This is a genomic window from Brevundimonas sp., from assembly GCF_029945885.1.
Taxonomy (GTDB): domain Bacteria; phylum Pseudomonadota; class Alphaproteobacteria; order Caulobacterales; family Caulobacteraceae; genus Brevundimonas.
This window is the reverse complement of sequence record NZ_JAQSDK010000004.1, coordinates 226,680-238,663: the sequence shown is the minus strand read 5'-3', so window position 1 is coordinate 238,663 and position 11,984 is coordinate 226,680. Positions and strand designations below refer to the sequence as shown.

Annotated in this window: 12 protein-coding genes; 9 read left to right on the top strand and 3 right to left on the bottom strand. The window is 68.7% G+C overall.

Annotated features, from left to right (window positions below; all coding sequences use genetic code 11):
- Positions 1 to 213 precede the first annotated feature (213 nt).
- Positions 214 to 1,008, bottom strand: coding sequence for a response regulator (locus PSV00_RS03720; protein WP_300445024.1), 795 nt, complete (start codon positions 1,006 to 1,008; stop codon positions 214 to 216).
- Positions 1,009 to 1,203: 195 nt separating this feature from the next.
- On the opposite strand from PSV00_RS03720, the gene PSV00_RS03715 reads away from it, so the two are divergent.
- From PSV00_RS03715 to PSV00_RS03695, 5 genes are all read left to right on the top strand, one after another.
- Complete coding sequence (locus PSV00_RS03715; RefSeq protein WP_300445171.1) at positions 1,204 to 1,410, top strand: NepR family anti-sigma factor; 207 nt, start codon at positions 1,204 to 1,206, stop codon at positions 1,408 to 1,410.
- A 14-nt stretch (positions 1,411 to 1,424) separates the two neighbouring features.
- Complete coding sequence (locus PSV00_RS03710; protein WP_300445170.1) at positions 1,425 to 2,024, top strand: sigma-70 family RNA polymerase sigma factor; 600 nt, start codon at positions 1,425 to 1,427, stop codon at positions 2,022 to 2,024.
- Positions 2,025 to 3,797, top strand: a complete 1,773-nt coding sequence (locus tag PSV00_RS03705) for a sensor histidine kinase (protein ID WP_300445022.1) — start codon at positions 2,025 to 2,027, stop codon at positions 3,795 to 3,797. It begins immediately after the preceding gene.
- Between the two features lie 40 nt (positions 3,798 to 3,837).
- A complete protein-coding gene (locus PSV00_RS03700; protein WP_300445021.1) occupies positions 3,838 to 3,975 on the top strand; it encodes an entericidin EcnA/B family protein in 138 nt (45 codons plus the stop codon).
- 218 nt (positions 3,976 to 4,193) lie between these two features.
- Positions 4,194 to 5,861 carry an MFS transporter gene (locus PSV00_RS03695; RefSeq protein ID WP_300445019.1) on the top strand — a complete coding sequence of 556 codons (1,668 nt, stop codon included), beginning with the start codon at positions 4,194 to 4,196 and terminating at the stop codon, positions 5,859 to 5,861.
- Between the two features lie 15 nt (positions 5,862 to 5,876).
- Here the strand turns inward: PSV00_RS03695 and PSV00_RS03690 are convergent, their stop codons facing one another.
- Positions 5,877 to 6,380 (bottom strand): hypothetical protein, encoded by a 504-nt coding sequence (locus PSV00_RS03690; RefSeq protein ID WP_300445017.1) that lies wholly within the window; start codon positions 6,378 to 6,380, stop codon positions 5,877 to 5,879.
- Between the two features lie 58 nt (positions 6,381 to 6,438).
- Entirely contained in the window at positions 6,439 to 6,915 is a 477-nt protein-coding gene (locus PSV00_RS03685; protein WP_300445015.1) for an Lrp/AsnC family transcriptional regulator, read from the bottom strand.
- 146 nt (positions 6,916 to 7,061) lie between these two features.
- Between PSV00_RS03685 and ald the strand changes: the two genes are divergently transcribed.
- From ald to PSV00_RS03665, 4 genes are all read left to right on the top strand, one after another.
- Positions 7,062 to 8,180 carry an alanine dehydrogenase gene (gene ald, locus PSV00_RS03680; RefSeq protein ID WP_300445013.1) on the top strand — a complete coding sequence of 373 codons (1,119 nt, stop codon included), beginning with the start codon at positions 7,062 to 7,064 and terminating at the stop codon, positions 8,178 to 8,180.
- A 93-nt stretch (positions 8,181 to 8,273) separates the two neighbouring features.
- Complete coding sequence (gene obgE, locus PSV00_RS03675; protein WP_300445012.1) at positions 8,274 to 9,326, top strand: GTPase ObgE; 1,053 nt, start codon at positions 8,274 to 8,276, stop codon at positions 9,324 to 9,326.
- 17 nt (positions 9,327 to 9,343) lie between these two features.
- The gene (proB, locus tag PSV00_RS03670) at positions 9,344 to 10,471 is read left to right on the top strand and encodes a glutamate 5-kinase (protein ID WP_300445169.1); all 1,128 of its coding nucleotides are present in this window, start codon (positions 9,344 to 9,346) and stop codon (positions 10,469 to 10,471) included.
- A 228-nt stretch (positions 10,472 to 10,699) separates the two neighbouring features.
- Complete coding sequence (locus PSV00_RS03665) at positions 10,700 to 11,941, top strand: glutamate-5-semialdehyde dehydrogenase (protein WP_366944631.1); 1,242 nt, start codon at positions 10,700 to 10,702, stop codon at positions 11,939 to 11,941.
- The last annotated feature ends 43 nt before the right edge of the window (positions 11,942 to 11,984 follow it).

Sequence of the window (11,984 nt, the reverse complement as noted above, 5' to 3'; positions counted from 1 at the left end):
TGCCGCGGCCGGTAATCCGGCAAAGAAAATGGACGGACCCTTTCGGGCCCGTCCAGTCGGCATCATCGGGAATGAGGTGCGGAAACGGCAGACCGGCTTTCGCCGGCCTCTGGTATCGGGGGGGCGTTGCCGTTCCCGCAAAACCGAAACCGCCCGTCCGCACGGAAGTTCCCGCCAGAGGCGAAAAAACCCGCTGGCAGGCCTCGCCGCCCGTCAGACGCCCGCGGCCTGCCGCGACGGGTGGAAGAACAGGGCCTGGCTGATCGCCGCCTTGACCGTCTCGGGCTGGAACGGCTTGGTGATCAGGAAGGTCGGCTCGGGTCGCTCACCGGTCAGCAGACGCTCGGGGAAGGCCGTGATGAAGATCACCGGCACATCGACCCGTTTCAGGATGTCCTTGACCGCGTCGATTCCGGACGAGCCGTCAGCCAGCTGGATGTCGGCGAGCACCAGACCCGGACGGTGACGGGCGACGGCGTCGACGGCCTCGTCGTGGGTGGTGGCGATGCCGGTAACCCGGTGACCCAGTTCGGTGACGAGGCTCTCGATGTCGGCAGAGATGATGGCCTCGTCCTCGATGATCAGGACATCGGTGGCCAGTTCGGCATCGATCTCGGCCTGGGCCTCGCCGATCAGGCGTTCGACGTCATGGGCGTCGGAGCCCAGGACCTGGGCCGCCTCGGACGGGGTGAAGCCTTCGAGGGCCGTCAGCAGGAAGGCCTGGCGCGAGCGCGGCGCGATCCGCATCAGTCGCCGCGAGGCGTCGTCGCCGCCATCGAGACCACTGCCATCCTCAAGCCGGGCCCCGGTGGAGACCCAGATGGCATGGAAGACATGGTAGAGGGCGACCCGGGGGGTCATGTCCGCGGGCAGCTGCCGTTCACCGGCCGCCAGCGCCTCCAGCGCCACCCGGACATAGTTGTCACCCGTGGTCTGGTCACCGGTGAGGGCGCGGGCGTAGCGCCGAACATAGGGCAGGTGCGGTGCCAGTCTGGCCAGTAGGCTCATTCGTAATCCCCGACAGTGAGGCGATCCGGCGTTTCCGAAGCGCGACAGTTGATTGCAACGTATCCAATCGGCAACGGTTCCCACACAGGTGAAGAAGCTTGAGCATTATTCTTGCCCGATGTCGGAACTCCCGGGCAGGGCTGGCGTTGTCGGCATCCTGGAACCAATGATGTCTGGGTGGCGGCCGTTCATTCGATGAATAAGACAACCAATCCTCCGAGAACCGATCCGCCGGCAACACAGGGGGAGGCCGGGCTGGAGGAGGCACGCCTTCGCCAGCAGGCGATCGGCGTCAAGCTGCGGCATCTGTTCGACGAGGTCGTCAACGAACCGGTGCCGGACGAATTCCTGGAAATCCTGCGTCGCGCCGATGAGAAGTCGTCGCGCGGAAGCGGCACATGAGCGGATCCGGCCCGATGTCCGCCCCGCCCAAACCCCCGTCAGCCGATGATCCGGCGTTCAAGAAGGAGCTGGTCGCGCTGATCCCGCACCTGCGCGCCTTTGCCCGGACCCTCGCCGGCGACCCGACCGCGGCCGACGACCTGGCCCAGGACGCGATGATGAAGGCCTGGGATGCGCGAGCCAGCTACCAGATGGGCACGAATATGAAGGCCTGGACCTTCATGATCCTGCGCAACCAATTCTATTCCGAAAAGCGCCGTTCGTGGCGTCAGTCACAGCTTGACCAGGAGGCCGCCGAGCGGACCCTGGTCGCCGTCGACGACCCCGAGGCCCCGGTTGCCCTGGACGAACTGCGCCTGGCCCTGGCCACCCTTCCGGAGGAGCAGCGCGAGGCGCTGACGCTCGTCGGGGCCGGCGGCTTTGCCTATGAGGAAGCCGCCGCGATCTGCCAGTGCGCGGTCGGCACGGTGAAGAGCCGCGTCAGCCGGGCCCGCAAGGCCCTGCAGGCGACACTGGAACGCGGCGGCTACGCCCGTGACGGTCGCTCCGCCGGCGATGCCATGCGCTCCATCCTGGCCGATGCAGACCGCCTGAGCGGCGCCCGGCAAGGCTAGATGATGGTCAGGCTGGGGCGCTCGCTCGGACAGGGAGCCTCGGCCCGGCCGTTCCAGGGCATCCGCTTCCGCATCGGTCTGGCCATGGCGCTGGCCCTGCTGCCGATCCTGCTGCTCGCCGCGATCCAGACCCAGTCCAACTTCCGCGACCAGGCCGAGGCCCGGCGGTCGGGTCTGCAGCTGGCCGCCGAACGCAGCGCGGCCGGGGCCAAGTCCCGGCTCGACAGCACCGCGGTCCTGCTTCAGGCGCTGCGTCCGGAATCCCTGCAATTCTTCTGCGAACCGCGCCTGTCCGCCCTGGTCGACCGACTCGAGAGTCTGGACGGCCTGGCCCGGATCAGCGCGACCGGCCAGCAGGTCTGTGCCTCCAGCAGCGCGCCATCCTCGGCGGACCGGGATGTCGCCGTGCGTGGCAGCGACTGGTTCGCCCGGCTGCGCGGCGGTGAATCGATGGTCCTGGCCCGGGCCCCGGTCTCGACCGGCTCCCAGCCGAACCTGATCGTCGCCATCCGGCTGGAGCGGCCGATGGGAACGTTCGACGGGGCCATGATCGCCCTGATCCCGCTGGCCAGCCTGCAGCCCGACACCTCGGACCGCGCCCTGCCCGAAGGCTCGGAGGCGGCCCTGACCGACGGCGACGGCAATATCCTGACCGCCACCGACGCCGGTGCCTTTGTCCTGGGTGGTGGCCGGTCGCTGCAGGGCTGGGTCCAGCGCGCCCGCGACGGGTCCTCGGCCGTGTTCGAGGCCGACGATCGCGAGGGCCGGCACCGGGACTATGCCGGTGCGGCCCTGGCCGGGCGCGACGTCTATGTGCTGCTGTCGGCCCCGGCCCCCGGCCTGCTGTCCTGGGCCCGGCTCAATCCGGTCGGGGTGCTGATCCTGCCGCTGGCCGCGTGGTTGACCGCCTTCGCCGCGGTGATGCTGGTCTCGGAACGGATCATCATTCGCTGGCTGGACTATCTCGAACGGGTCGCGGCCATCTACGCCCGGGGCCGGTTCTCGGTGCGCCCGCTGCAGGCGGTCAACGCCCCGTCGGAAATCCGCCTGCTGGCCTCGACCCTCGACACCCTGGCCGAGACCATCATCGCCCGGGACAAGGCCCTGACCGATTCCCTGTCGGAGAAGGACGCGCTGATGCGCGAGATCCACCACCGGGTGAAGAACAATCTGCAGATCATCTCATCGCTGCTGTCGATGCAACAGCGGACCCTGACCGACGGTCCGGCCCGGGCCGCGGTGGGCGACACCCGCCAGCGGATCGCCGCCCTGGCCCTGATCTATCGCACCCTCTACCAGAGCGACGACCTGCGCTATGCCGACGCCCGCATCTTCCTGACCGACCTGGTCGGCCAGCTGGTGGCCAGCGCCACCGGCCAGGGGCCGGTGATCACCAGTTCGGTCGAGGCGGACTCGCTGGTCGTCGATCCGGACAAGCTGGCCCCGCTGGCCCTGTGGCTGGTCGAGGCCGTGACCAATGCCCAGAAACACGCCTTCGCCGGTCGGGGCGGTGACCTGAAGGTCCGCTTCCAGGTCCGCGGCGACACCAGTGTGCTGGAGGTCGAGGATGACGGCCCGGGCGTCGACGAGACACGACAGGCCGGTGTGGGCCGCACCCTGATGGGGGCCTTCGCCAAACAGCTGCGCGGCACGGCCGAAATCGTGCCCTCACCCAGCGGTGGCTCCATTGCCCGCATGGTCTTCGCCACGCCCGAGGCCGTCACTCCGGTCGACCCCGCGGACCTGGGAACCCCGAGGGTCCCGGCACGTTGAGTTCCGGCAAGAAGCCAGTTGGCTTTTCAGGAGTCTTTCAATGCGCAAGCTTTTCATTCTGTTCGCCGCAGCCGCCGCCATGACCACCGCCGCCTGCAACACGATCGCCGGTGTCGGTGAAGACGCCCAGGCCGCCGGCACCGCCGTCGAAAACTGTGCCGAAGGCCGGTCCTGCTAGGACCGTTCCGTCAGCCCAACGCCTGCCCGGCCGCGCGCCGTCCCTCACGACGCGGCCGGCTGAAGAGAGCCCCGCCGGCCCCCCCGCCGGCGGGGTTTTCGACATCCGGACCCCGGTGAACCGCCTGGCCCTTGCGCCAGCCGGGCGGGTCGCTAGCATCGCGAGCGCAGGTGTCCGCCAGACGATGCCGCCAGAACGACGCTCCGGGGGGACGACCGATGACCACAGATGCATCCGCGATGGACGGCAAGTCCGGGCCGAGCCTGCGCACCGTGGTGGTGGCCTCGGCCGCCGGGACCGCCTTCGAATGGTATGATTTCTTCATCTTCGGCTCGCTGGCCACCGTCATCGCGCGCCATTTCTACGCCGACGTCGGCGAGGCCACCGGCTATATCCTCGCCCTGCTGACCTTCGGGGTCGGCTTCGTCGTACGACCGCTCGGGGCCCTGGTGTTCGGCTGGTTCGGCGACCGCACCGGGCGCAAGACCACCTTCCTCGTCACCATCACCCTGATGGGCCTGGCCACCGTGGCCATCGGCCTGCTGCCCGACTATGGCCAGATCGGCATCCTCGCCCCCATCCTGCTGCTGACCATGCGGGTGCTGCAGGGCTTCGCCCTCGGCGGGGAATACGGCGGGGCCGCCATCTATGTCGCCGAGCATTCGCCGCCGAAAAAGCGGGGCCTGTTGACCGGCTGGATCCAGACCACCGCCGCCTTCGGCCTGATCGGGGCCCTGTCCGTGATCCTGATCACGCGCGCCATCCTCGGCACCGAGGCGTTCGACGCCTGGGGCTGGCGCATTCCGTTCCTGATCTCGGCCCTGCTGCTGGGGGTGTCGCTGTGGATCCGGCTGAAGCTGAGTGAGAGCCCGGCCTATGTGCAGATGGAATCCGAAGGGGGCGAACGCCGCGCCCCCTATCGCGAGGCCTTCCTGACCTGGAAGAACGGGCGTTTCGTCCTGATCGCCCTGTTCGGCATCATGGTGGCCCAGGGGGCAGTCTGGTACTGCGGCTATTTCTACACCCGCTTCTTCATGGAACGGGTGCTGCGAGTCGACGTCGCCCTGGTCGACCAGCTGGTACTGGCCATCACCGTGGCCTCGGCCGGACTCTACGTCTTCTTCGGCTGGCTGTCGGACAAGGTCGGGCGCAAGCCGGTCATGCTGTTCGGCATGATCCTGGCCCTGGTCGCCTTCTTCCCCGGGTTCCACGCCCTGACCAGGGCGGCCAACCCGGCCCTGGCCGAGGCCCAGATCAGCGCCCCGGTCACCGTGGTCGCCGACCCCGCCACCTGCGCGGTGCAGTTCGACCCCATCGGCAAGACCGCCTTCGCCAGCAGTTGCGACATCGCCAAGAACGCCCTGTCGAATGCGGGCATCTCCTACGACAACAGCGACGCCCCGGCCGGCAGCCTGGCAAGCGTCCGCGTCGGCGACACCACCATCGCCTCGGTCGAGGGGACGGGTCTGGACAAGACCACGCTGAAGGCAGCCCGCACCGACGTCGACGCCCGTATCCGCGCGGCCCTGGCCGCGGCCGGCTATCCGGACAAGGCCGACCCGGCGCGGATGAACCTGCCGCTGGTGTTCGCAATCCTGATGATCTTCATGGTCGCCGCGACCGCCCTGTACGGGCCGCAGGCCGCGGCCCTGGTCGAGCTGTTCCCGACCCGGGTGCGCTATACGGCGATGAGCCTGCCCTACAATATCGGCACCGGCTGGGTCGGCGGCCTGTTGCCGGCGGCCAGCTTCGCCCTGGTGGCCTGGTCGGGGAATATCTATTTCGGCCTGTGGTATTCGATCGTCTTCACCGCCATCGCGGTGGTGGTGGCCCTGGTCTGGCTGCCCGAGACCAAGGGCCGGGACCTGCACACGGTCGGGGACTGACGGCGCGCGGGACGGTCAGGCGAAGGCCCGGACCGCTCGCCCTTCGGCATCGTCGGCACGGGGCCGTTTGCGGCGGGCCCGGCGCAGCGCCCGGACAGAGCGCCTGATTCCGGTACGCCGGAGAGACAGGGCCGCACCCAGGGCCCGAACCTGCCGCGCCACCTGGGCCCGGACCGCAGCCAGCCGGGTGTTGGCGGCGATCAGGCTGACGGCGGCCACGACCTCGACATAGGCCAGCACGTCACCGGCCATCAGGAAGGCCAGCTCGATACCCACCAGTTGCCAGACCAGAGCCACGCCAACCACAATCACAACAAGGCGCAGGGTCGAGCCGGCCAGGACCTCGCCGACAGCCTCCGTCACCCGGGTCCGGCTGGCCTGATGGACGGCACAGGCCAGACACAGGCCGCACAGGAACACGGGCAGCCATGGCGCACCGCCCGCGGCGAGCCCGGGCAGGGCGGCCAGGGCGGCCAGCAGGCCGAAGCCCAGCCAGACGATTGTTTGTCGGCCGTCCATCGGTTCCCCCGGGTTTGTCCGCCCACAGAGATGGGCATCTCCGGGCCCGTGACAAGCGTTACACCGGCAGGGCCCCGCGCTTGACCACGGTGCGCATGGCGACGCTGGACGAGACCCGGGTCACGCCGGGGATGCGGGTCAGCTCCTTCGAATGGACCCGCTCCAGATCGTCGACGTCGCGCACCACCAGCCGCAGCAGATAGTCCGACCCCCCGGTCATCAGATAGCATTCGACCACCTGGGGCACGGTGGCGATGGCGGTCTCGAAGGCGGTCAGCATGGCCTCCGACTGGGACGACAGGGTCACGGTGACGAAGACGCTGATCGGCAGGCCCACGGCCCGCTCATTGATGATGGCGGCGTAGCGGCTGATGACCCCGGCCGACTCCAGCGCCCGCAACCGGCGCAGACAGGCGCTCTCGGACAGGTTCACGGTCCGGGCCAGATCGGCATTGGTGATGCGGCCGTCGCCCTGGAGGGCGCGGATCATCCGGCGATCGGTCTCATCGAGGGTGACGGCAGAAACAGTCTTCAATTGCGGCGATCCTTCGCAGATTCTGCGACTGTATGCCGTTCAGTCAGCAAAAAGAACAGGAACCTGCGCGCCATAGGGCGATAGATTGTCACCTGAAACGGGGCGTCCGGCACAGGACGGGCCCGTCCCAGCCAGAGGAAACAGTCATGCGCGTCGGCGTCCCCACCGAGATCAAGAAGAATGAACACCGCATCGGCCTGACGCCGACCGCAGTGCGGGAATACGTCGCCCACGGCCACGCCGTCTCGGTCCAGCAGGGTGCCGGAGTCGGGGCCGGCTTTACCGACGACGACTACCGGAAGGCCGGGGCGACCATCGTCGCCACCGCCGCCGAGATCTTCGCCGGTGCCGACATGATCGTGAAGGTCAAGGAGCCCCAGAAGGTCGAGTGGGAAATGCTCCGCGAGGACCAGATCCTGTTCACCTATCTGCATCTGGCCCCGGACCCGGAACAGACCAAGGGCCTGCTGGCCTCGAAATGCGCCGCCATCGCCTATGAGACCGTGACCGACGCCAGGGGCGGCCTGCCGCTGCTGGCCCCGATGTCGGAAGTGGCCGGCCGGATCGCCGTCTTCTCGGCCGCCGAGACCCTGCTGAAGCACAACGGTGGCATGGGTCTGCTGTTCTGCGGCGTCCCGGGCGTGGCCCCGGCCCGCGTGCTGGTTCTGGGCGGCGGCGTCGTCGGCCTGAACGCGGCCCGTATGGCCATGGGCCTCGGGGCCGAGGTCGTGGTGCTGGAACGCTCGATCCCGCGCATGGCCTATATCGACGAGGTCACCCAGGGCCGGGTCATCACCCGCTATTCCTCGATCAATGCGATCGACGAGGAGATGGTCAAGGCCGACGTCATCATCGGGGCCGTGCTGGTCCCGGGGGCCTCGGCTCCGAAGCTGATCAAGCGCGAAGACCTGAAGGCGATGAAGAACGGCTCGGTGCTGGTCGACGTCGCCATCGACCAGGGCGGCTGTTTCGAGACCTCGCGGGCCACGACCCACGAGGATCCGACCTATGTCATCGACGGCGTGGTCCACTATTGCGTCGCCAACATGCCGGGCGCGGCCCCGCGCACCAGTTCCGAGGCCCTGAACAACGCCACCCTGCCGTTCGGCCTGGCCCTGGCCAACCATGGTCTGGAGGCGCTGAAGAAGGACCCCAACCTGGCGCGCGGCCTGAATGTGCTGAAGGGCGAGATCACCTATCCGGCGGTGGCCGAGGCCCTGGGCATGTCCTGGTCCGATCCGTTCGGGGTCTGGCCGCAGGGCTAGATCCTGCCCGTCTCCCGCCCTGGTCCGGGGCGGGAGATCACCTTGCGTGCACCCTGCCTGTAAATTGCCTCGCAGTTGCGGCATAAGCCGCGCATGAAGTTTCTCGACCAGGCCAAGATCTACATTCGTTCCGGTAACGGCGGCGCAGGCTCCGTCTCGTTCCGGCGCGAGAAATTCATCCCCAACGGCGGTCCCGACGGGGGGGACGGCGGCAATGGCGGCAGCGTCTGGATCGAGGCCGTCGACGGGCTGAACACCCTGATCGACTACCGCTACCAGCAGCATTTCAAGGCCCCGACCGGCACCCACGGCCAGGGTCGGCAGATGCATGGGGCCAAGGGCGAGGACCTGGTGCTCAAGGTCCCGGTCGGCACCCAGGTGCTGGACGACGACAAGGAAACCGTCCTGCTGGACATGGACGAGGTCGGCAAAAGTGAGTGCCTGCTGCGCGGCGGCAACGGCGGCTGGGGCAACACCCGGTTCAAGGGCCCGGTCAACCAGGCCCCGCGCCACGCCAACCCGGGTCAGGAGGGCCAGGAGCGCTGGATCTGGTTGCGGCTGAAACTGATCGCCGACATCGGCCTGGCGGGCCTGCCCAATGCCGGCAAATCGACCTTCCTGGCCGCCGCCTCGGAGGCCCGGCCCAAGATCGCCGACTATCCGTTCACCACCCTGGTGCCCAACCTGGGCATGGTCGACCTGTCGCCGTCGGAGCGGTTCGTCATCGCCGACATCCCGGGCCTGATCGCCGGGGCCAGCGACGGGGCCGGCCTGGGCACGCGCTTCCTCGGCCATGTCGAGCGCAGCGCCTCGCTGATCCACCTGGTCGACGGCACCCAGGACGATGTCGCCGCCGCCTGGCGCATCATCCGCACCGAGCTGGAGGCCTATGGCGAGGGCCTGGCCGAGAAGAACGAGATCCTGGCGCTGAACAAGATCGACGCCCTGACCCCGGAGATGCGTGAACAGAAGGCCGATGAGCTGGAGGCCGTGGCCGGTCGCCGGCCGATGCTGGTCTCGGGTGTGTCCGGCGAGGGGGTCACCGAACTGCTGCGGGCGGCCTGGGCCGAGGTCCGCAAGACCCGCGGCGAGATCGATTCCCTGGGCGACGTGATCGTTGCAGCGCCTGAGGAGTGGGCCCCTTGACCCTGTCTGACCCGCCGCTGGCCGCCACCGCGATCGCCGCCGCCGACCGTATCGTGGTCAAGATCGGGTCGTCCCTGCTGGTCGACCCCAAGACCGACGCCGTCGACATGGTGCGGCTCACGGACCTGGCCGCCGACATCGCCGAGTGGAAGGCCGAGGGCAAACAGGTGATGGTGGTCTCGTCCGGAGCCGTGGCCCTGGGACGCCGCCGCCTGGGGTCCATGGCGCGCGGGGCCGGCCTCGAAAAGAAACAGGCCTCGGCCGCCGCCGGTCAATCGATGCTGATGGCCGCCTGGGAGTCGGTCTTCGACGAGCACGACATCGTCACCGCCCAGATCCTGCTGACACGCGACGATACCGAGACGCGGCGGCGCTGGCTCAATGCCCGCGCCACCGTCGGGGCCCTGCTCGACATGGGGGCGGTGCCGATCCTCAACGAGAACGACACCATCGCCACCGAACAGATCAAATACGGCGACAACGACCGTCTGGCGGCCCGCGTGGCCCAGATGATCAGCGCCGACCTGCTGATCCTGCTGTCCGACGTCGACGGCCTGTACACGGCCGACCCGAGAGTCGACCCGAATGCGACCCACATCCCCTATATCGAGACCCTGACGCCCGAGATCGAGGCCATGGCCACCGGGGCCAATGCCGACGCCGGAGTCGGCACCGGCGGCATGGCCACCAAGCTGATGGCCGCGCGCATCGCCGCCGAGGCCGGCTGCGCCACCCTGATCGCCAAGGGCAAGCCCAAGGCCGAGGATTCCCTGTCGCTGGAAGAAGGGCGTAAATGCACCCTGATCGCCGCCTCGACCACGGTGAAGGCCGCCTACAAGCTGTGGATCGGCGGCTCGCTGGCGACGCGCGGTGAACTGCGGGTCGACAAGGGCTGCGCCCGGGCGCTGGCGCGCGGCAAATCCCTGCTGGCCGTCGGCCTGCTGTCGGCGACCGGTGATTTCGGCAAGGGCGATCCGGTCGAGATTCTTGACGAAAACGGCGCCGAGATCGCCCGTGGCCTGGTGCGTTTCGACGCCCAGGATCTTTCGAAAATCATCGGTCTGCGCTCGACGCGCCTGAAAGCCGCCCTGGGCTATGAGGCCGGCCCGGAGGTCGTCCACACGGCTGATCTGGCCCTGCGCTAGACCATTTTTGTTTCAGGGCGAATCGACCTGAAACCAGAAAATGGTCCGGATTCAAGCTGGAGTGAAATCTGAGCCGAGTTGGACCTCGTCCAACTCAACCGGTGTCGTGCCAGAGGCCGCTGCCCTTGAATTTGCGGCAAAAGAGACAACCTTGAGGGCATGACAATGACACAGACCGACGCCGCGACAACCGCCCCGCCCCGACCCGACGATGCCCTCGCCACCGAGATGACGGCCATGGGCAAGAAGGCCCGCAAGGCCGCCCGCGCCCTGGCCCTGGCCGGGCCCAAGGTCCGCACCCGCGCCATCGCCGGCATGGCCTCCTCCCTGCGCAAACAGGCCGATCAGGTCCTTGCCGCCAATACCGCCGACCTCGAGGCCGCCGCAACCAAGGGTATGGCCACGGCCATGATGGACCGGCTGGCGCTGGACGCGGCCCGGCTGGACGGCGTGATCGGCGCGCTGGAATCGATCGCCGCCATCCCCGATCCGGTCGGGGTCGAGACGGCGCGCTGGACGCCTGCGAACGGCCTGGACATCGCCCGGGTGCGCACGCCGATCGGCGTGCTGGCCATCATCTATGAGAGCCGGCCCAACGTCACCGCGGACGCCGCCGCCCTGGCGGTGCGGGCCGGCAATGCCGTGATCCTGCGCGGCGGATCGGAATGCCTGCGCTCCAACCTGGCCATCCACGCCGCCCTCGTCGAGGGCCTGGAGGCGGCCGGCCTGTCCGCGGACACGGTGCAGATCGTCACCACCCGCGATCGCGCCGCCGTCGGCCACATCCTGACCGGTCTCGACGGATCGATCGACCTGCTGATCCCGCGCGGCGGCCGTTCGCTGGTCGAGCGGGTCAAGGCCGACGCCCGGGTGTCGGTGCTGGGCCATCTGGAGGGCGTCAACCACGTCTATGTCCATCAGAGCGCCGACCCGGCCACGGCCCGGGCCATCGCCGTCAATGCCAAGATGCGCCGCGTCTCGGTCTGTGGCGCGGCCGAGACCCTGCTGATCGACCGGGCCGTCGCCGACAGCCTGCTGCCGCTGATCGCCGCCGACCTGACCGCCGCCGGTTGCGAGATCCGCGGCGATGAAACGACCTGCGCCCTGGTGCCGAACGCCATCGCCGCCACCGAGGCGGACTGGAGTACCGAATTCCTGGCGGCGGTCATCGCCGTCCGGGTCGTGGATGACATCGACGCCGCCCTGGATCACGTCGCCCGCTACGGTTCGGGCCATACGGAATCGATCATCGCCACCGACGACAAGGCCATCGAACGCTTCCTGACCGAGGCCGACGCCGGCATCATCCTGGCCAATGCCTCGACCCAGTTCGCCGACGGCGGCGAGTTCGGCTTCGGCGGCGAGATCGGGATCTCCACCGACCGGCTGCACGCCCGTGGCCCCGTGGGGGCCGAGCAGCTGACCAGTTTCAAATATGTGATCCGCGGCAAGGGCCAGACCCGGCCCTGAGGCCCGGCCTCCGGGCGATGACGGGGGACGAAGATAGAGGCGC

What these genes read in the sequence shown, in the direction of transcription:
- PSV00_RS03695 (WP_300445019.1), top strand. Translation starts at nt 4,194, where the DNA reads ATGACCACAGATGCATCCGCGATGGACGGCAAGTCCGGGCCGAGCCTG.
- PSV00_RS03715 (WP_300445171.1), top strand. Translation starts at nt 1,204, where the DNA reads ATGAATAAGACAACCAATCCTCCGAGAACCGATCCGCCGGCAACACAG.
- PSV00_RS03690 (WP_300445017.1), bottom strand. Translation starts at nt 6,380, where the DNA reads ATGGACGGCCGACAAACAATCGTCTGGCTGGGCTTCGGCCTGCTGGCC.
- PSV00_RS03665 (WP_366944631.1), top strand. Translation starts at nt 10,700, where the DNA reads ATGACGGCCATGGGCAAGAAGGCCCGCAAGGCCGCCCGCGCCCTGGCC.
- PSV00_RS03705 (WP_300445022.1), top strand. Translation starts at nt 2,025, where the DNA reads ATGATGGTCAGGCTGGGGCGCTCGCTCGGACAGGGAGCCTCGGCCCGG.
- PSV00_RS03700 (WP_300445021.1), top strand. Translation starts at nt 3,838, where the DNA reads ATGCGCAAGCTTTTCATTCTGTTCGCCGCAGCCGCCGCCATGACCACC.
- PSV00_RS03720 (WP_300445024.1), bottom strand. Translation starts at nt 1,008, where the DNA reads ATGAGCCTACTGGCCAGACTGGCACCGCACCTGCCCTATGTTCGGCGC.
- ald (WP_300445013.1), top strand. Translation starts at nt 7,062, where the DNA reads ATGCGCGTCGGCGTCCCCACCGAGATCAAGAAGAATGAACACCGCATC.
- obgE (WP_300445012.1), top strand. Translation starts at nt 8,274, where the DNA reads ATGAAGTTTCTCGACCAGGCCAAGATCTACATTCGTTCCGGTAACGGC.
- PSV00_RS03710 (WP_300445170.1), top strand. Translation starts at nt 1,425, where the DNA reads ATGTCCGCCCCGCCCAAACCCCCGTCAGCCGATGATCCGGCGTTCAAG.